Annotated in this window: 22 protein-coding genes; 16 read left to right on the top strand and 6 right to left on the bottom strand. The window is 38.5% G+C overall.

Features of this window, described 5'->3' with window-relative positions:
• The first annotated feature begins 73 nt into the window (after positions 1-73).
• The 3 genes from DK866_RS11330 to DK866_RS11340 all read left to right on the top strand — a co-directional run bounded on the left by DK866_RS11330 (position 74) and on the right by DK866_RS11340 (position 2,511).
• The gene (locus tag DK866_RS11330) at positions 74-913 is read left to right on the top strand and encodes an ABC transporter substrate-binding protein (protein WP_036933789.1); all 840 of its coding nucleotides are present in this window, start codon (positions 74-76) and stop codon (positions 911-913) included.
• Positions 914-1,019: 106 nt separating this feature from the next.
• Entirely contained in the window at positions 1,020-1,757 is a 738-nt protein-coding gene (locus DK866_RS11335) for an amino acid ABC transporter permease (protein ID WP_109408976.1), read from the top strand.
• Position 1,758: 1 nt separating this feature from the next.
• Positions 1,759-2,511 (top strand): amino acid ABC transporter permease, encoded by a 753-nt coding sequence (locus DK866_RS11340; RefSeq protein WP_109408977.1) that lies wholly within the window; start codon positions 1,759-1,761, stop codon positions 2,509-2,511.
• A 56-nt stretch (positions 2,512-2,567) separates the two neighbouring features.
• Here the strand turns inward: DK866_RS11340 and DK866_RS11345 are convergent, their stop codons facing one another.
• Together DK866_RS11345 and DK866_RS11350 are read right to left on the bottom strand one after the other, a co-directional pair.
• Complete coding sequence (locus tag DK866_RS11345; protein ID WP_109408978.1) at positions 2,568-3,080, bottom strand: GNAT family N-acetyltransferase; 513 nt, start codon at positions 3,078-3,080, stop codon at positions 2,568-2,570.
• On the bottom strand, positions 3,058-3,354 hold the full coding sequence (locus tag DK866_RS11350) for a DUF1778 domain-containing protein (protein ID WP_109408979.1): 297 nt from the start codon (positions 3,352-3,354) through the stop codon (positions 3,058-3,060). Before DK866_RS11350 ends, DK866_RS11345 begins: the two co-directional genes overlap by 23 nt.
• Before the next feature lie 303 nt (positions 3,355-3,657).
• Between DK866_RS11350 and DK866_RS11355 the strand changes: the two genes are divergently transcribed.
• Together DK866_RS11355 and DK866_RS11360 are read left to right on the top strand one after the other, a co-directional pair.
• Positions 3,658-5,016: an NCS2 family permease gene (locus tag DK866_RS11355; protein ID WP_075671246.1), complete on the top strand. Its 1,359-nt coding sequence runs from the start codon at positions 3,658-3,660 to the stop codon at positions 5,014-5,016.
• Between the two features lie 80 nt (positions 5,017-5,096).
• Entirely contained in the window at positions 5,097-5,408 is a 312-nt protein-coding gene (locus DK866_RS11360) for a monooxygenase (protein WP_109408980.1), read from the top strand.
• A gap of 49 nt (positions 5,409-5,457) precedes the next feature.
• Here the strand turns inward: DK866_RS11360 and DK866_RS11365 are convergent, their stop codons facing one another.
• Positions 5,458-6,006: a GNAT family N-acetyltransferase gene (locus tag DK866_RS11365; protein ID WP_109408981.1), complete on the bottom strand. Its 549-nt coding sequence runs from the start codon at positions 6,004-6,006 to the stop codon at positions 5,458-5,460.
• A 2-nt stretch (positions 6,007-6,008) separates the two neighbouring features.
• Entirely contained in the window at positions 6,009-7,481 is a 1,473-nt protein-coding gene (locus DK866_RS11370) for a glycosyltransferase family 39 protein (protein WP_109408982.1), read from the bottom strand.
• Positions 7,482-7,669: 188 nt separating this feature from the next.
• Between DK866_RS11370 and yihI the strand changes: the two genes are divergently transcribed.
• The 6 genes from yihI to DK866_RS11400 all read left to right on the top strand — a co-directional run bounded on the left by yihI (position 7,670) and on the right by DK866_RS11400 (position 13,768).
• A complete protein-coding gene (yihI, locus tag DK866_RS11375) occupies positions 7,670-8,167 on the top strand; it encodes a Der GTPase-activating protein YihI (RefSeq protein WP_109408983.1) in 498 nt (165 codons plus the stop codon).
• A 241-nt stretch (positions 8,168-8,408) separates the two neighbouring features.
• Positions 8,409-9,854, top strand: a complete 1,446-nt coding sequence (locus DK866_RS11380) for a DUF4026 domain-containing protein (protein WP_109408984.1) — start codon at positions 8,409-8,411, stop codon at positions 9,852-9,854.
• Between the two features lie 411 nt (positions 9,855-10,265).
• Positions 10,266-10,502 carry a ferrous iron transporter A gene (gene feoA, locus DK866_RS11385; protein ID WP_036914344.1) on the top strand — a complete coding sequence of 79 codons (237 nt, stop codon included), beginning with the start codon at positions 10,266-10,268 and terminating at the stop codon, positions 10,500-10,502.
• A 48-nt stretch (positions 10,503-10,550) separates the two neighbouring features.
• Positions 10,551-12,878 (top strand): Fe(2+) transporter permease subunit FeoB, encoded by a 2,328-nt coding sequence (feoB, locus tag DK866_RS11390; RefSeq protein ID WP_109408985.1) that lies wholly within the window; start codon positions 10,551-10,553, stop codon positions 12,876-12,878.
• Between the two features lie 19 nt (positions 12,879-12,897).
• Positions 12,898-13,128, top strand: coding sequence for a FeoC-like transcriptional regulator (locus DK866_RS11395; protein WP_072068859.1), 231 nt, complete (start codon positions 12,898-12,900; stop codon positions 13,126-13,128).
• A gap of 181 nt (positions 13,129-13,309) precedes the next feature.
• Positions 13,310-13,768 (top strand): OsmC family protein, encoded by a 459-nt coding sequence (locus DK866_RS11400; RefSeq protein ID WP_109408986.1) that lies wholly within the window; start codon positions 13,310-13,312, stop codon positions 13,766-13,768.
• A gap of 40 nt (positions 13,769-13,808) precedes the next feature.
• Here the strand turns inward: DK866_RS11400 and DK866_RS11405 are convergent, their stop codons facing one another.
• Entirely contained in the window at positions 13,809-14,246 is a 438-nt protein-coding gene (locus DK866_RS11405) for a MarR family winged helix-turn-helix transcriptional regulator (RefSeq protein ID WP_109408987.1), read from the bottom strand.
• A 128-nt stretch (positions 14,247-14,374) separates the two neighbouring features.
• On the opposite strand from DK866_RS11405, the gene DK866_RS11410 reads away from it, so the two are divergent.
• On the top strand, positions 14,375-15,793 hold the full coding sequence (locus DK866_RS11410; protein WP_244179693.1) for a DHA2 family efflux MFS transporter permease subunit: 1,419 nt from the start codon (positions 14,375-14,377) through the stop codon (positions 15,791-15,793).
• Between the two features lie 182 nt (positions 15,794-15,975).
• Here the strand turns inward: DK866_RS11410 and bioH are convergent, their stop codons facing one another.
• Positions 15,976-16,743 (bottom strand): pimeloyl-ACP methyl ester esterase BioH, encoded by a 768-nt coding sequence (gene bioH / locus DK866_RS11415; protein ID WP_109408988.1) that lies wholly within the window; start codon positions 16,741-16,743, stop codon positions 15,976-15,978.
• Positions 16,744-16,779: 36 nt separating this feature from the next.
• Here bioH and gntX point away from each other — a divergent pair, with 36 nt between their 5' ends.
• The 4 genes from gntX to glpG all read left to right on the top strand — a co-directional run bounded on the left by gntX (position 16,780) and on the right by glpG (position 19,476).
• Positions 16,780-17,472 (top strand): DNA utilization protein GntX, encoded by a 693-nt coding sequence (gntX, locus tag DK866_RS11420; protein ID WP_109408989.1) that lies wholly within the window; start codon positions 16,780-16,782, stop codon positions 17,470-17,472.
• Positions 17,473-17,532: 60 nt separating this feature from the next.
• A complete protein-coding gene (gene nfuA / locus DK866_RS11425) occupies positions 17,533-18,111 on the top strand; it encodes a Fe-S biogenesis protein NfuA (protein ID WP_072068863.1) in 579 nt (192 codons plus the stop codon).
• A gap of 179 nt (positions 18,112-18,290) precedes the next feature.
• The gene (glpE, locus tag DK866_RS11430; protein ID WP_109408990.1) at positions 18,291-18,617 is read left to right on the top strand and encodes a thiosulfate sulfurtransferase GlpE; all 327 of its coding nucleotides are present in this window, start codon (positions 18,291-18,293) and stop codon (positions 18,615-18,617) included.
• Positions 18,618-18,636: 19 nt separating this feature from the next.
• Positions 18,637-19,476: a rhomboid family intramembrane serine protease GlpG gene (glpG, locus tag DK866_RS11435; protein ID WP_109408991.1), complete on the top strand. Its 840-nt coding sequence runs from the start codon at positions 18,637-18,639 to the stop codon at positions 19,474-19,476.
• Positions 19,477-19,510 lie beyond the last annotated feature (34 nt).

The following is a 19,510-nucleotide window of genomic DNA, read 5'->3' on the forward strand; positions in this document are numbered from 1 at the left end:
TTTATGAACTTAGATCAACTTGATAGCGTGATATCCAACATAACGATGATAATTCTTTTCTTTGGGGTGAATAATGAAACTACGTGTTTTGGCAACCGCATTAATTGCAGGCTCTGTGCTTTTCTCTGGTATTGCAAAAGCAGATAAACTTGATGATATAAAAAAAGCAGGTGTAGTACGTATCGCGATTTTTGACAGCAATCCTCCTTTTGGGTTTATTGATCCTCAAACCAAAAAGCTCGCAGGTTATGATGCGGATATCGCCAATGAAATAGCCAAAGATCTAGGTGTAAAACTGGAACTGCGTCCAACAAACCCAGCAAACCGTATCCCACTGTTAAGCTCTAAGAAAGTCGATTTAATCGCAGCTAACTTCACCATTACCGACGAACGCGCTAAGCAAGTTGACTTCTCTGTTCCTTACTTTGCAACCGGACAAAAATTTATTGCACGTAAAGGGGTTTTAACTAACCCAGAACAAATTCACTCACTACGTATTGGTGCAGATAAAGGTACTGTTCAAGAAATTACGCTACGTGAACGCTATCCCGACACCAAAGTTATCTCTTATGACGATACACCACTGGCTTTCGCTGCATTACGTAACGGTAATGTACAAGCTATCACACAAGATGATGCAAAATTAGTCGGTTTATTAGCAAATCTTCCTGATGCCATAAAAGCAGATTTTGAAGTGTCATCATTTAGTATCACTCGTGAATACCAAGCAGTTGCAGCAGCTAAAGGTGAAGAGCGTTTAATTAATGAAATCAATAACACCCTATTAAGATTGGAAAAGGAAGGTAAAGCAGACGAGATCTACAATCGTTGGTTTGGCCCTGAAACAAAATCAGCTCAACCTCGTGGTGATTTTAAATTTGCCCCACTATCAGAGCAAACACCACAATCTTGATCTTTAAAGCGTAATAACTTTCTTCTTTCATCAAAATAAAGTTATTCCTTTATTAAAACACCTACCCCGCCTTTGCGGGGTTTGGTGTCTACAATAGGCCTATTATATGTTTGAGCAATTTCTATCACATTACCTTCTTGAGCCACATTATTTAAGTTGGCTTTGGAGTGGTTTTTTAATCACCTTGCTTATCTCTTTTTGGACTATTGTCATTGCAACATTAATGAGCTTTGCCCTTAGTGCTGCAAGAGACAGCACTTTTGCACCATTACGCTGGTTAGCCACGGCTTATACATCGCTATTTCGTAATACTCCACTGTTAGTACAGCTATTTTTTTGGTATTTCGCATCTGGAGAAATTCTGCCACAAAGCGCCATGTTATGGTTAAACACATCTCATGAGATTGCATTTTTAGGTGTAACGCTTTCTTGGCCTTCTTTTGAGTTTTTAGCGGGTATTGTAGGTCTGACATTTTATTCAACACCATTTATTGCCGAAGAGCTAAGAGCTGGTATTCAAGGTGTTAAACAAGGGCAAAAATATGCTTCTTTGGCATTAGGTTTAACACAATGGCAATCTATGCGTTATGTGATCCTACCTCAAGCCTTTCGTATTGCTCTGCCCCCTTTGCTGGGTCAATACATGAATGTGATAAAAAACTCATCACTAACTATGGCTATTGGTGTTGCAGAGCTTTCTTACGCATCAAGACAAGTCGAAACAGAGTCTTTACGTACCTTTGAAGCCTTTGGTGTTGCAACGGTTCTCTATATTGCAGCAATCGCATTGATGGAAGCTTGGGGTCAATGGCATCAGCAACGTAAATTAGCACAAGGATATTAAGATGGATTTTACTGTTATTGCTGATAACTGGCAGTACTTACTCTTTGGTGCTTATCCTGATGGACCTTTAGAAGGTGCAGCCCTGACCGTCTTTATCAGTATCATTGCAGGTATTGCATCAATTATTTTGGGTACATTAGGTGGCATTGCTTTGGCTATGCTCAGAGGTATCTGGGTTAACCTTTTCGCAGCTTTTTTAGGCTTTTTCCGCGCTATTCCTGTCATTATGTTGATATTTTGGGTCTATTTTTTATTGCCCGTAGTATTAGGAATGGAAATACCTGAAATCACCACCGTAATTTGTGCATTGGCTTTAATTACATCGTCTTATATTGCGCATGGCGTTAAAGCCGGTATTTTAGCGATTGGAAAAGGGCAATGGCAGGCAGGATTATCGTTAGGCTTTAATCGCTGGCAAGTGTTGTGGTATATCGTATTACCACAAGCATTACGCATGATGGTGCCTTCGTTTATTAATCAGTGGATAGCCTTAATTAAAGATACTTCATTAGCTTATGTGGTGGGTGTAGGTGAACTTTCATTCTTAGCGACCCAAGTTAATAACCGCAGTATGGTTTATCCAATGGAAGTTTTTCTATTCGTTGCTTTTATCTATTTTATTCTCTGTTTTTCATTGGAAATTATTGCCAATAGAGTAGCGAAATTATTTTCCACACAAAAAGAAAAGCGCCCTTTTTGGCAGATAGTGTTGCCGTTTAAACAACAATCATTTGTTAAGAAAGAAATGGGATAAACAAAAGAGACTAACTTATTGTTTTAATAAAATAAGTTAGTCTCTTTATAATTGATTTATTCATTATCAACTAGACTGATTACCGCTTTAGCATTCGCCATAGTCATAAATAAACGATATTCATTTTGGCTAAATGAAGAAAAACCTAATCCTTGATACATACTTTTTGCAATATCATGCTTTGCATCTACGATAATCATGGGTATCGGAATATTACCAGATGAATTTATTGCTTTTCTTACAGCATCAACTAATAAAATAGATCCTAAACCTTGGCGTTGATACTGCTGACTAATTGCTAACCGCCCGATTAATACGCAATAGAGCTCTTTGGGATATTTTTTCCCGATTTCTTGCGGTAATTCATCTAAATCGATAGTACACAATGCTAATGAATAAAATCCTTTAATTTTTGTAGGCTCGATTTCACTTGTTAATACAAAAGTACGTGCTAAATCTTTTTCATGATGTTGATTGGATATTGCTTTCAAGTAGTTATTAAGTGTTTTATCGCCACAATCAAAAGATGTTCTATCATGTATTTTTCTATTCAGAGGACTTATTTTCATCAAGAATTGTTTCCTTATGCTTGCGCGCGGCACGAAGGAAGCGATCATTTATTTCGATTGGTTTTTCCAATGCATTAATAAAATCTAAAGCGTCTTCCTGACAAAGTTTAATACGCATGTCTTGCTCGATTAGCCGTTTAGCTTCAGCAATAGCTGCTTGTACAATAAAACTATTTAAACTCGTATAACCTGATAATGATAAAGCCTTTTCTAACAAAATTTTCATTTCGGGGCTAATACGTGTTGTGATCCTTTCATTTGATAAAGTAGGCATAATTCCTCCACCTCTTTATTAAAACTTATTGAATAGCTGTTATTTATAAAACTAGTAAAACTTCAAAACAGCTCACTTTTCAAGCAAAATAATATGATCAAATTTTAACAAAGTAAATAAAATGTGCCATTTTGACGTCATACAATTATTAGCACTAAACTACACTTAGTTTATTAAATATCTCCATCTATTTTTAATGCCTTCGCTGTAGCGCTCTACGCAATCGATTACTTTTTTAGGTGCAGTTATTGTTTTATTTGTGTAGGATAAAGCGAAAAACATTTTTTTTGGGATCTTTTGTCTATGAGCATGTCATCACCAAATTCTGGATCACAGGGTTTGCTCCAACGCCTGTTTAAGCTACAAGAACACGGCACAAACGCTCGCACCGAACTGATTGCGGGTATCACGACTTTCTTAACGATGGTTTATATTATCTTCGTTAACCCTCAAATTCTTGCTGCTGCCAATATGGATATCAAAGCCGTCTTCGTGACGACCTGCTTAATTGCGGCTTTCGGCAGTATTTTAATGGGATTAGTGGCAAATTTACCTATTGCCGTTGCACCTGCGATGGGCTTAAACGCATTCTTTGCCTTCGTCGTCGTTGGTGCTATGGGTTACTCATGGGAAGTCGCTATGGGTGCGATCTTTTGGGGTGCAGTAGGGCTATTTTTACTGACTCTCTTTCGTATTCGCTACTGGATAATTGCCCATATTCCACTGAGCTTACGTGTTGGTATTACTAGCGGTATCGGTCTTTTTATCGCCATGATGGGCTTAAAAAACTCCGGTATTATTATTCCTAATAATGACACTATCGTTACTATCGGTAATTTTGCTTCTCATAACGTATTATTAGGTGCGTTAGGCTTTTTTATTATCGCTATTCTTGCTGCTCGTAATATTCATGCCGCTATTCTTATCTCAATTGTTATCACCACTGTAATTGGCCTTCTTTTAGGTGATGTTCAATATCAAGGTATCTTCGCTGTTCCTCCTTCTATCACCACCGTTGTTGGTAAAGTTGATATTATGGGCGCCTTAGATATCGGTCTTTCTGGCGTGATCTTTGCTTTTATGTTGGTGAACCTATTTGACTCTTCAGGCACATTAATCGGTGTTACTGATAAAGCAGGTTTAACTGATGACAAAGGTAAGTTTCCACGAATGAAACAAGCGTTATACGTCGATAGCTTAAGTTCTGTTGCAGGCTCTGCAATGGGAACATCTTCCGTAACCGCCTTTATCGAAAGTACTTCTGGTGTTTCTGTTGGCGGTCGCACAGGTTTAACTGCAGTTGTCGTCGGTATTTTGTTCTTACTCGCTATCTTCTTATCACCACTAGCAGGTATGGTGCCAAGCTATGCGACAGCAGGTGCACTGATTTATGTGGGTGTATTAATGACATCCAGCCTTACACGCGTGAAATGGGATGATTTAACAGAATCTGTTCCTGCTTTTATCACCGCAGTCATGATGCCATTTAGCTTCTCAATTACAGAAGGTATCGCACTAGGCTTTATTGCTTATTGTGTTATGAAAGTGGGTACTTTCCGCTGGAAAGAAATTAATCTATGTGTTGTGATTGTTTCACTACTATTTATTTTAAAAATATTGCTGATTGATACTCATGTGATTGATTTGAATTCTTTATTCTAATATTCAATAAATTAAGATCATCATGATACAGATAAAACGGCACCAATAACGTGCCGTTTTTTATAAGAAAAGAGGTGATTATGCACGTACTTTTACAAGTAGATTTCCCTTATCATGGTCCTTTCGGAGATGGAATGACACAAGCTATGGATGCATTATCTGCATCAATCAATCAAGAGCCTGGCTTTATTTGGAAAATTTGGACTGAAAATAAAGAAACCCAAAAAGCAGGTGGGATTTATCTTTTTGATTCAAAAGAAAATGCTCAAGCTTATTTAGAGAAACATAGTGCTCGGTTAAAATCGTTTGGTATTCCAGAAATACGTGGTGATATTTTTGCAGTAAACCAAGCTTTAAGCTTAAAAAATCAAGCCTATTTTTTGGCTAAGTAGCTAAAAGCACAAGTGTTATATGCCACTTGTGCCTTTCTATTTTCTGCAATTACTCTGCTTTTGTGGGCAACAACAAACCAAAAACAATAGAATCAGAAACCTCATCACCCACTATCCAACGCTGTTTAAGATATCCTTCCTGTTCAAAACCTAACTTCGCTAATAAAGCAGCTGATGCTTTATTATTCGGATGAATATCCGCTTCTAAACGACGAACAGATAAATGTGTTTGTAGGTACGTGATAAAGGCAACCATGGCTTCCTTCATGATCCCTTTCCCTTGATATGGTGTATCAAGGCAATACCCTATTTCGCCTCGTCGGGAGCTAGGATAATGATTAAAGAAAACACACATTCCCATTAGTGTATTTGTCTCTTTCTCTATGACCGCTAAGCGCAGATACTCTTTTCTTTCCATATGCGTAATATCTTGAATGATATCTTCTTGCGCTTCTTGCAGTGATTGCCAAGGAAGATGGCTCCAGTAGCGAGTGACTTCAGGTGAACTCATAATATTAAACCAATTTTCAGCGTCTCCCATTTTAAAGGGACGTAAAATCAATCTTGGTGTTTCAACCTGAATATCAGCGTAACGCATTTCTACTTTTCCTTATGAGTCCTTGGAGCTACAAATGCAATACAAACGGGCTCTGCAATAGCATTTGGCTCAGAACGAAACATTATCTCTTGAGTATCAACTATTTTTAAACTTGGCCAGTATTTTAATCCTTTATCAAAAGAGGCTTTTTCACAGTAATAGCCCACTTCGCTGATCAATACGACGCCTTTCTCTTCTAATTGTTGAAGCGTGATATGCCGATTATAGATATTAGGTGGTTGCACATTTTCTTCTAATATCCAAGGCTGTGAAGATAGAGGCCTATCTTTACCATAAAAAGTTACCCATTCATGCATATATTCACCACCCACATACGCTAACGGGGTGTGATAATGTTGATGCCAAGCTTGTTCAACCTCTTGCACAAATGTTTTGATACCAATAAATTTTTGACCCGCATTACGCACATTAGCTGCTTGTACGACGGTATAGCCAGAAACAACCAACATGCCAAACACACCTAAACCGTACAATACACCACGCAATGAACGCTTAGGCATGACACTAATTGAACCCACAAAAAGTGCAGTCGCTATCGACATAAATGGCTGTAACCACTCCGTAATACGGCCACCTTCATGAAAGCTAAACCAAGTAAAAATAATTGCTAATGGGAATAACAAAATAAAATTCAATAATTGGCTATCTGGAGATGCAGACCAACTTAATCGACCACCATAAAGACGTAATATTGCCCACATCAAGATAATAGGATAAAAAACCGTCAGTGCAGCACGCGTTGTACGCAAATTAAAACGGCTCTCTATTTGAGAATCAACCCATTTAAACGCGGCAAAGTCGGTTTGCCATAACCAAATAAAATTAGGGATAACAAAAGCAAACCAAATCGCAATCGCCAAATAAAAATAAGGAGAACGATAGCTCACTCGTACTTTAGGTACAAATAGGCTTAATAAGAAGACAGAACCCATAAAAGCTAGTGATGAGTATTTCCCCATTGTGGCAATACCCATAACAATAGCAAAGCCAATCCAATATTTTTGATTGTCATTGATTGCACAGAGGAAAAAATAAAGAGCCCAAGCCCAGCAACCGACTAGAATATAGTTATCGTTATAAGGGATAATATCGAAGTTAATAATGCCAGATAAATTAAGCCCTAACATGGCAAACCATGCAAGATTAGTGTTGCGTGTCAATTTATAAGCTAAATTCCAGACACCTAATAACCCAATGGCAATCACAATAAAGTGGATAAAATACCAATAAAAGCTAAAATCGACACCGCCATAAATAGCAGGTGATATTATAAAGCCAACAAACCAAGGATTTTTAGGGGAACCCCAACCTCCATTGGTGCCCCAATTGACCGCTTCTACGGCATCATAAGGCACCGTAGGGTCAAAAAGATAGCTGACTAAGATCCACAGTGCCGCATAGCCAATAACCCACCAATATACCGGTTTACGCAATTGCGCAGATGATAATGTCATAATAAATAGAACGTTAAGTTGATAAATTTAATTTTGTTATTAAAGAATGTCACAACACAGTAAAGTATAGTGAAATGAACCGCACATTGTACGTGAGCAAAAATTAAATTGTCTTAAATTTGCGCTTTTATTGAAAATTTGTTTCTGATAGATTGCGCAACCAAGAAGATCACTACCGAGTTACCATTATGAATATGATTAAAAGAAAGCCCGCAGCAAAAACACGTAAAAAAACACGTGAAGAGCTGAACGCGGAAGGACGTGAACGCAAACGTCAAAAGAAACACCGCGGCAATCCTGCTGGTAACCGTCAGCAGGAAATGGAAAATAAAAACCAAACTAAAAATACAGCACCGAAAGATCCACGTATTGGTAGTAAAAAACCAATCCCTCTGATTGTCGGTGATGCACCTAAAGTGACGAAGAAAAAACCCGCGCCTATCAAACCAGAGCCGGTTCGTTTAACACCTGAACAAGAATTAGACTTGTTAGAAAACGATGCTCGTTTAGATGAATTACTGTCTCGCCTTGAAAATGGTGAAAAACTTAATGCTGAAGAACAGGCTTATACTGAGAAAACCCTTGATCGCATTGACGAATTAATGGTTGAACTTGGTATTGAGTTTGAAGATGATGACGATGAAGAAAAAACTGAAGACATCATGCAATTACTGAAAGGTAAATAATCAAAAGGCTAATCATTTTCTTTGATTATCTTACATCTAATGGATATCAATAATTTATTGATATCCATTAATTTTTACATATGATCTGTTTTTTCATATTTGATTTATGTTTGAAAATACCCTTTTCTTGTGATGACATAAACAAACCTATCAAGCTCAGATAACTCCGCCTATTCCTCTCTTATCATCCCTGATATTCTATTTTTCCATCTTTAATATAAATATACGAGTGATAAGAAATATGGATAACAGACAGCAGTACTTAGATATCGCAGCCGGGCAAGGAGAAAAAGTGCCCTCTCGTATAGTGGCTTTTCCTGCACAGCCACTAAACTATGCACTTATTGAGCAACGCCTAGAAGAGCAGACGGATTATACTGATGGTGAAATCAATTATCTGAGTGAAAATATTGATGATGGTTTTTTCTATCGTTGCCAACATGGCGATAATGAATTGCATTTTTTTGTCTGTCTTTACCCTAGAGATGAAAATTATGAAATACGCCCAATGTATTCAACAGATGAACTTACCCCGCAATTATTAGCGCACGCAAATGCCACAACTCAAGATTTATTATTAGAAACACTATTTACTGAGGCGTTGCATCCCTTAGCAAGTTACCGCCATCAACTAAATTTTCTAAATATTATTGCTCCTGAAATGGTTTTAGCATTAGATGAATCAGCAGCAGGTAAAGCCTTATCACCAGAGTGGCTCCGCTTTCAATTAGAAACCCCCGATCTCTATCCCGAAGTAGAAAGCTTATATGTTATTCACGCAGTTTATGATACAGAAAACGATCCACCAACAATGTTTTGGTTCCATACACATGGGCTCGCACGCTGTGGCTTAACAGAAGTCGATTTAGTTATTCCAAGTATGCTTGAATCTTACTATGGTATCCCTGATCTCTTCCGCTGCTTTGTTAACAACAGTATTAATCATCGCCAAATCGAATTTGGTGAACCAATGCTTTGTGGGCAAACATCATCAGGTTTAGAGTATCTTGTTGCCTTACCTTTTGAAGAAGGTATCCGCCATATTAATCAATCAACACCTCTCGAAAACCTTAGACCTTTAGAAGAGATGCGTTACGACACTGAAGGCGCACCAAACGGCGTTTTCTTAGGTGATCTAGCCGATCGTGACGAGTATCACCAACACCCTTCATCTATGCTATTTAGAACCAATGAAGAAAATCCTGTTTTAGAAACCTTCTTTAAAGGTTATGAAGAGCAGCAAGCCATGATGCTACTACGTAGCAATGAAGAAACCTATGAAATGTCTGAAAAAGCCAAACGACGCTGGGAATACTTTGTTTCTATGTTTGATAACTACAATCAACCACCCGTCGAAAAAAAGAACGGTTTTCTTTCGAAATTATTAGGTAAAGAAAAACCCGAAGAGACCGAAAATCCTTGGCAATTTATGATCAAATTCGGTATTCCTTATGGTGAAGAGGAAGAAAAAGAGCTTGAACATATGTGGTTTGTGCCACAGTCTCGTGATGGTGACACTGTTTATGCCAAATTACTCAACGTGCCATTTTATGTTAGAGAGATGCAAGAAGGTGAAATTTATCCCATCAATATAGATTTAATTACTGATTGGGTCGTTTCATTCGAAGATGATAGTTATACCCCTAACAATATTTACCAGCTTTTTAGCCACCAGCAAACTCACTAATTAGCTAACAATCTCACGCCCTTAATGCGGGTTTCTTATTTAATTATGATGAGAAACCCGTTTTTTAATTTCAGTAAAATCTACTTTCATCTGGTGACCAGTTAATATTATTAATTGATTGTTATTTTGTTGCTACATTGACATCTCAACTCTTCACATTTTGTTTTTGTCTAGTAACAGATAGAGAAAACAGTCTGATTTCCTCCCAATATCTTTTCTCTGGTTGATTTAAATCAAGAGTGGATAAGTGTAGAGTAGGCTAAATTATACCCAATAAAGATAATTATAATTCTCATTAGCATTAAAAATATTTATTATAATTATCCTGACTCTTATTATGTGAATTTTTATATACGTTAATAATTATCAGTATCATTATTTTTTGTATCAATATTCGTGGAAGAACGATTTATGTCACTGATCCCAAATCACAGTTATAAAATCTTGAGCTACTCACCTCAGATTAGCCCTGCATACAGGCAAAAATTATTATCTTTAGGTATGTTGCCTGGCGCTGTGTTTAACGTTATTCGTATCGCACCACTGGGTGATCCTATTCAAATAGAAACGCACCGAGTATCCCTCATTTTGAGAAAAAAAGATCTCGCACTTATCAACCTTAGCGAAGTGGTTCATAACGAAAAATAATCGTTATTTCTCATTCAACCAGGCAAGACAACTATTGGCACCACTATTATGACTCCTCTCACTATAGGCCTTATCGGCAACCCCAATGCTGGTAAAACGACACTTTTTAATCAGTTAACAGGCTCTCGCCAGCGCGTAGGTAACTGGGCGGGTGTGACGGTCGAACGCAAAGTTGGTCGTTTCACAACGACAAATCATAAAATTGAGCTCGTCGATTTACCCGGCACTTACTCTTTAACGACAATCTCAGAACAGACATCACTTGATGAGCAAATTGCCTGTCATTTCATTTTAAGTAATGAAGCAGACATGCTGATTAACGTTGTTGATGCCTCTAATCTTGAACGTAACCTTTATTTGACATTACAACTTCTTGAGTTAGGCATTCCCTGCATTGTGGCATTAAACATGCTCGATATTGCAGAACATCAAGATATGCAAATTGATATCGAAGCGTTGTCTGAACAACTGGGTTGCCCTGTTATTCCAATGGTTTCAACTAAAGCATCAGGAATGGATAAGCTCAAAGAAGCGATTGATACTTTCCCTGCTGAAAAGAAAAAACCACAAGAACTACTAACGTCTTACCCATTATGGTTACTTAATGAAGTCGAGGCACTCGCTGAAAAAATTAATCATGATGAATTTAATTTACAGCAACGCCGTTGGATGGCATTACAGTGTTTGGAAGGGGATATTTATACCCATCAACGTGCTCAAGTTACCACCGAAGATATCAAAGCAATTCGTCAGCGAATTCAAGATGAGCACAATAATGAACCAGAATTAGTCATTGCGGATGCCCGTTATCAAAATATTGAGCGCATCTGTCATACTGTGATTAATATGGAATCCATTAAGCCAAACATCCTGACACAAAATATCGATAAAGTGATATTAAACCGTTGGTTAGGTGTACCTATCTTCCTGTTTGTCATGTATTTAATGTTCGTTTTGGCGATTAACATTGGTGGTGCATTACAACCTGCTTTTGAGGGAGGTTCTGAAGCCATCTTTATCCATGGTATTCAATGGATTGGTGCAACTTTTAACTTCCCAGAATGGTTAACCATTTTCCTTGCACAAGGTGTCGGTGGTGGTATCAATACTGTTCTTCCACTCGTGCCACAAATCGGGATGATGTACCTCTTCTTATCCATCCTTGAAGATTCAGGTTATATGGCTCGCGCCGCATTTGTTATGGATAGATTGATGCAGGCTTTGGGTCTGCCGGGTAAATCATTCGTACCGCTGATTGTCGGCTTTGGTTGTAACGTGCCATCCATTATGGGTGCGCGTACCCTCGATGCTCCAAGAGAACGATTAATCACAGTATTAATGGCACCATTTATGTCTTGTGGTGCTCGTTTAGCTATCTTTGCGGTATTTGCGGCAGCCTTCTTCGGTAAAAACGGTGCCAGTGTTGTTTTCTCACTTTATCTTCTAGGTATTGTGGTTGCTATCCTCACAGGCTTACTGCTAAAACACACCATTATGCGTGGTGAAGCCTCACCTTTCGTGATGGAACTGCCTGTTTATCACATTCCTCACCTAAAAACGTTACTTATGCAAACATGGCAACGTCTAAAAGGTTTCGTGGTACGTGCAGGTAAAGTCATCATTATTGCCAGTATGTTTATCGGTGCATTAAATAGCTTTACCTTCTCAGGTAAACCTGCCGATAACATCAATGACTCTGCATTGGCATCGGTCAGTAAAGTGATCACACCATTATTACAACCTATTGGTGTTCATAACGATAACTGGCAAGCAACGGTAGGCTTAGTAACAGGGGCGATGGCAAAAGAAGTGGTTGTGGGAACATTAAATACCCTTTATACCGCGGAAAGCATTGTGAACGAGCCTTTTGATCCTGAAGAATTCGATCTTTGGGGTGAAATTGGTGACGCCTTTGGTGAAACGTGGGATAGCTTAAAAGAGACCTTTACCCTAGCTGCACTTTCTAACCCAATTGAAGCAAGTAAAGGTGATGGTGAAATGGATACCGGCACTATGGGTACCATGGGTGCTAAATTTGGCTCTGGCATTGCTGCATACAGCTATTTAATCTTTGTTTTACTGTATGTCCCTTGTGTTTCAGTAATGGGTGCTATTGCTCGTGAAACAAGCCGTGGCTGGATGACCTTCTCTATTCTTTGGGGATTAAATATTGCTTACTCATTGTCAGCGCTGTTCTATCAAGTCGCAACCTTTAGTGAGCATCCGCAAAGTAGTGGCATAACCATTGCTGCCGTGGTGATCTTTAACTTAATTCTATTTATCTTGTTGCGTAATGCTCGTAGTCGTCTAACAATTAACTTAAGCAATAAGCCTTCATTGGCTAAACAATGTTGTTCAAAAGGTAGTTGTCACTGAGTGACAAAGGAAAGGTAAGATGGCCAGTTTGATAGAAGTACGTGATTGTATCGCTCTTAATGGTCGAGCCGATGCCCGTCTTATCAGCCATCAACTCAATATGCCTGAACCGTTGGTACAAGCAATGTTAGAACGGCTCACATTGATGGGTAAGCTTCAAGAAGTAGATGTCGAGGAGTGTCTTACGGGTAGCTGTAAAAGTTGCCCTGAAGCCACTGCCTGCCAGACAAAGCTTTATCAATTAACCTAACAAATTGATAAATGCCACTATAAAAACCCTTACTTTATGTATGGGTTTTTATCTAATGCTTAAGATGAATCATTTTCATCTTCCTATTTAATGATTTACTTTCCTAACTATCACGGCATAATCCTTTAAGTATAGACGTAAAGACGTCTGTTATCACTTCACTTTATAAGAATATAAAATTATGCCAATAACTGAATTTTCATCGACCATTACGACCGGTAAACAAGGCGGATTACAGATGCAATGTGCATCACGCCAGTTTCAATTTTTACTTGATGAACCTTTGTCATTAGGTGGAAAAGACAGTGCAATGAATCCTGTTGAAGCATTATTAGGTACATTAGGGGCTTGTAAGGGGATTGTCGCCAAAAGCTTTGCGCGTATGCATAAAATTAATCTCAACGATATTCGCATTGAAGTTAAAGGTGAATTAGATACCGATGGTTTTACGGGAAAAAATAAAGAGGCCAAATTGGGCTTTAGTAAAATTACGACACATTTTTTTATTCAAGCCGATAATAGCGAAGAAGAGATTGCTGCATTTATCGCTTTTATTGAACGCACTTGTCCTGTTGCAGACACAATAAAAAATGCACCTATTCTAGAAACTTCATTTCATCTCGAAAACGTGCTCGCATAATCATCTATTTATTGCAGCCCTTAGTAAAAGGGCGGCATTATTACAATGCTTCTTTAAACCAAGGTTGGCGTAATAACTTCTCAAATAGCCGCTTATTATCTTCACCAATAATGCTCACAATTTCGGTAATGATCTCTTGCTTTAGCTCATCGTAGCGTTGATAACATTCTCGACCTAATTGGGTCATTTCGACACCTTTTAGCTTCTTACTGTCTTTCATATCAAACACGTTAATTAAGCCTTTTTGCTCCAACTGCCGTATAAATTTATGAATGGCTTGCCTGGAAATCGCGACTGTTTTACTGATCTCAGCAATAGTGGCAGGTGCATCCACGATGCGCGATAAGATGTACCATTCAGAATTTGCCAAATGAATATCACTTTGTGCGTTCCAGCGGGTATCTATACGCGAACGTAATAAAGAGTGCTTTTCACTAATTAAATCAATTATATCAAGCTGTTCCAATGAAATAGACATGCTCTTCCCCCTCTTTTTTTAGAGCAGTATAACAGAATAAAATTGTCAACTCAGTTGATCATATTTTCTATTTCCGTTACTTTCCATTATGTCAATCTAGTTGACATAATAAATGGGAAATAAACGTAATGAACAAAGCAGAAAAAATTGTCACTCAGCCCCGCGCAATGATAAGTGTCTTAATGTTAGGCACATTTGTGGGGTTATTTGGTGAAACCGCGCTAAATATGGCGCTAACAAATCTGATGGAGCAATTCGTAATTAGTGCGGGGTTAGCCCAATGGCTTGTTACCGGGTATTTACTCACTTTAGCTATCTTCGTGCCTATTTCAGCAATCTTAGTTCGGTGGTTTAATACAAGAAGTTTGGTTATTAGCGCGTTATTTATCTCGCTATTAGGTTGTATGGTTGCGGCACTTGCATCTAGTTTTCCTCTCCTGATGATAGGTCGAATTATTCAAGCAATTGGCACAGGAATTATTCTACCTGTATTAATGAGTGCAGCTTTACTGATTTTTCCTCTTTATCAAAGAGGTGCTGTTATGGGTGTTATTGGTTTAACAATCACCTTAGCTCCCGCATTAGGCCCCACATTATCGGGTTTTATTTTGACCTCAATGAACTGGCATGCCATTTTTTGGATCAGCGCTATCTGTTATATCGCTGTTCTAGCGCTAGCTTTTTACTCAATGGAGCATATCGGTACTCTAACAAAACCCCGTATTGATATTATTTCACTCTTATTATCTTCTCTCGGTTTTTCTGGCTTAATTTATGGATTAGCTGTATTAGCTGAACATTCAATTACTTCAATAAATGTTCTGGGGTCAGTCTTAATCGGTGTTTTGAGCTTATTACTGTTTTGCTGGCGACAAAAACAGCTCGCAATGCCAATGATTAACCTTCACATTTTTAAGCATTCTATATTCGTTGTTGGATTATTAATGATGATTGTTTGCATGATGAGTGTATTATCGGTTGCGATTATTCTTCCTATCTATTTGAAAGAAGTTCTACTATTCAGCGCTGCAATTGCAGGTGTTTTATTATTACCAGGCAATATCATTAATGTAATTTTTTCACCACTAATTGGTTTTCTTTATAACCGATATGATGCCCGCTTTTTTGCCGTAATGGGTGCGCTGTTTATGCTGTTAAGTGCCTGCATTTTCTTATTCGTAGTTAATGAACATACCGAGGCATGGAAAATTGTTGTCGCCTTTATGTCACTTTGTATGGGCGTAACCTGTGTCATTATGCCTGCACAAACAACTGCATTAAGCGATTTAACCCCTAACCTTTATGCTGATGGCTCCGCCATTTGGAATACGCTATATCAAGTTTCTGGGGCATTAGGTACTTCTATCGCCATTACATTGATGTCTTATTTTCGTGAAAATGCGTTATCACAAAATAGTGCTATCTCTGCCCTATCATTGGGTACACATGCTGTATTTTATTTCACATTAGCCTTAAGCATCATTGCGTTATCGCTGGCTTTTCGGCTTAAAAAGCCATTAGCAAAAGCAGCGTTATCCCCAAAATAATACCCTTTTAAACACATCGTCATTTCAGATAAAAAAGAGCCCATATTAAGCTAAGAGGCATAATATGGGCGAAATCAAATAATTATTTGAAACTAACTAAAAGCGAAATTAAGTGAAAAAAGAGAAAGGGAATGATAAATGCTTACTCATTAAATTAAGGCTGCTCTTTAAGATAATCACGACTAAATATCACAAGCTTCAATTAACGCTTGAGCAAATTCATCAGGATGTGAAATAAACGGTGCATGAGCCGCATTACGGAAAATAACAGACGGTGAATGTGGATAAAAAGTATCTAATAATCCGGCCACTTTTCGAGGAACTAAACCGTCTAAATAACCGTAAAAACGAATAAAAGGACAACTCAACGTTTTCAATTCTTCTCGTAAATCCTCAGTACGCAAAATTTCTAATCCACCATTAAGCACTTCAACAGAAGGGAGTGGTTGTTCTAACACCACTGATTTTAATGCTTTCATATCTTCACGGGCACTTTGTGTGCCCAATGTTTGTAGTGCTAAAAAGCGCTCAACTGTGCGATGAAAATTCTCATTTAGTTGCTGTTCAAATCCTTTTAAAACCTCAGGTTTGATCCCCGGCCAATCCTCATGAGCACCAAAACAAGGTGAAGAAGCCACTGTAATTAGCGCTTGCACATTATTGGGATTATCTAAAACAACACGGCTAGCGACTAATCCACCTAGAGACCATCCTAGCCAAATAGCATTAGCAGGTGCTTTTGCAAAAACAATCTCTGCCATCTCTTTTAATGTGAGCGCTGGAAACCATTGGCTACGTCCATAACCCGGTAAATCAACAAGATGAAGTGTAAAATGCGTGGTTAATCTCGGTATTAATGATTGCCAGACCTGAGCATTCAGCCCCCATCCGTGTAGTAGCACAAGATCTGTTTTTCCTTCACCAATTGTCTGCCAATACAGTTTATTCATTGCTATGCTCTCTTCTCTTTTACAAGGATGTTCATTATGTGGATAACAATAGCAGGATATTGTTGGCTATGTCGTCAACCCTTAATTTATGATACTAAAGGCATTTGTTCGAGTTGTATTCGACATCTACCAAAACAACAAAATCGTTGCCCTTGCTGTTTATATCCTTCTCATCATTCTATGATGTTGTGTGGGCGTTGCTTACAATCACCACCGCTATGGAAACAGATGTTGACAGTCACCGACTATCAACCGCCATTAAATAAATTATTACACCTTTATAAATATCAACCTCGCCCTCAGATAGCCTTATGTCTTGCACGACTTTTTCTATTGCGATGGCTCTCACATCGACGAGAAAATTTAGTGCAGAAACCTGATAGAATTATTAGCGTTCCTTCACATCGTCATCGCCGTTGGTCTAGAGGCTTTGAGCAAGTAGAAGCTATCGCTAAGCCTTTGGCAAAGTGGTTAAATTGTGCTTATCAACCGAATACCCTGATAAGAACTCGTGCTACACTGATGCAAACGCATCTTAATGCCAAGCAAAGGCAACAAAATTTAAAACATGCATTTGTATTAAATAACACAGTGTCGGTATCAGGGAAAAATCTGGCACTAATTGATGATGTTATCACTACTGGTGCGACATTAAATTCCATCGTACCCTTGTTATTTCGTGCGGGAGCACGCTCTGTTGAGGTATGGGCGATTTGTCGAACCTTGTAGTTAACCGCCAATTGGGCGTATGATAACCAACCAGAACAGTCAACTATTGAGCAAGACGATATGATTATTATTACTGATGCCGCACAGGCGCATTTTGCCAAACTACTGGCTAACCAAGAACCCAACACCCAAATTCGTGTATTCGTTATCAATCCAGGCACACCTAATGCTGAATGTGGCGTTTCATACTGCCCGCCTGATGCTGTAGAGCCAAACGATACTGAAATTAAGTTCGAAAAACTTTCTGCGTATGTTGATGACATCAGCGCACCTTTCTTAGAAGATGCAGAAATTGATTTTGTTACTGACCAACTAGGCTCACAATTAACCCTGAAAGCACCTAACGCAAAAATGCGTAAAGTGGATGCTGATGCACCATTAATTGAGCGTGTTGAATACGTACTGCAATCACAAATTAACCCTCAATTAGCGGGTCATGGTGGTCGCGTGAGTCTGATGGAAATTACTGAAGATGGCTATGCTATCTTACAATTCGGTGGTGGTTGTAACGGTTGTTCAATGATTGATGTCACCTTAAAAGATGGCATCGAAAAAGAACTGTTAAACCTGTTCCCTAATGAATTAAAAGGTGTGAAAGACTTAACTGAACACCAACGTGGCGAGCACTCCTACTACTGATCCTTCAGTATTAAATCCCCTATGATATTCACCTGCACTGATATCATGGGGGATTTTTGTATTAAAATAATCATTTACAAAGCGTTACGTCATCTTTACCCATTTGGCGTTATGATAAATGTATCGTTCTCTCGCTCAGAACAAGCAAATTAACTAACAATATAATAAATAAGACAATTATGGATAAGTTTCAATTTCTTAGCATTGAACAAGCTTATCAATTCTGGGTATCTCAATCAGCTATTTTAGTCGATGTGAGAGATCCTCAGAGTTATCGTTTTGGTCATGCGACAAATGCATTTCATCTCACCAATGAAACGCTAAATCAATTTTTACAAGATGCTGACTTTGATGTTCCTGTTATGGTGATGTGCTATCACGGCCACAGCAGTCAAGGGGCAGCTCAATATCTAGTTAATATGGGCTTTGAAACCGTTTATAGTATTAATGGTGGTTTTGAAGCATGGCAAAGAGAGTTTCCACAAGCGATAACGTCTCTGCAATAACGACGGATGAGTTTTGTCAATGATCCACATTATTACGCTTTCCAACCCTCAAGCTGCTGATTTATTTGTCAATTATATGGCAACAAAAGGTGTGCGAATTCACGCAAAAAATGAAAATCAGCAAATCTCTCTTTGGTTAGAAGACCAACATCAGTTAGAAATGGTTGAAAAAGAACTTAATACGTTTCTACGTGAGCCTTTTCATCCGCGCTATCAAGCCGCAAGTTGGCAAACCGGTGATCCGAAAAATACAGGTATAAAATATCGCCCTGCCTTTTCGATAAAAAATATGGTGCAACGCTCAGGCCCACTGACGGTGCTAGTGATTATTTTATGTATCCTCGTTTTTATCTGGCAACAAGTAGTTGGCGACTATGATGTCATGCTCCATTTAGCATGGCCTTATGAAGAGAGCTTAAACTTTGAAGTCTGGCGCTATATTACTCCAGCGTTTATTCATTTTTCACTGATGCATATCGCCTTCAACCTTGCTATGTGGTGGTATCTCGCAAGTCAAACAGAGCAACGATTGGGTACTGGTAAATTATTTGTGATCATGCTCGTTTCTGCGCTCTTTAGTAATTGGGCACAATCCTTGTTTACAGATTCCAACTTTGGTGGGCTTTCTGGTGTTGTTTACGCATTAATTGGCTATGTCGGTTTAACAGGAATACGTAATCCAGAAAAAGGTATTGGCGCTCCAACAGGTTTAATCGTTTTTTCAATTCTGTGGATTGTTGCAGGTTATATGGGCGTTTTAGGTGACTCTATCGGAAATGCTGCACATTTTGCAGGCTTCCTTATCGGCTTATTGATGGCTTTGTGGGATAATCGACATCAATTATCTCGTAGATCATAATAAAATTAACATGATATTTTTAACATTAGGGGAC

The organism is Proteus genomosp. 4 str. ATCC 51469 (genome assembly GCF_003144375.1).
Lineage (GTDB): Bacteria > Pseudomonadota > Gammaproteobacteria > Enterobacterales > Enterobacteriaceae > Proteus.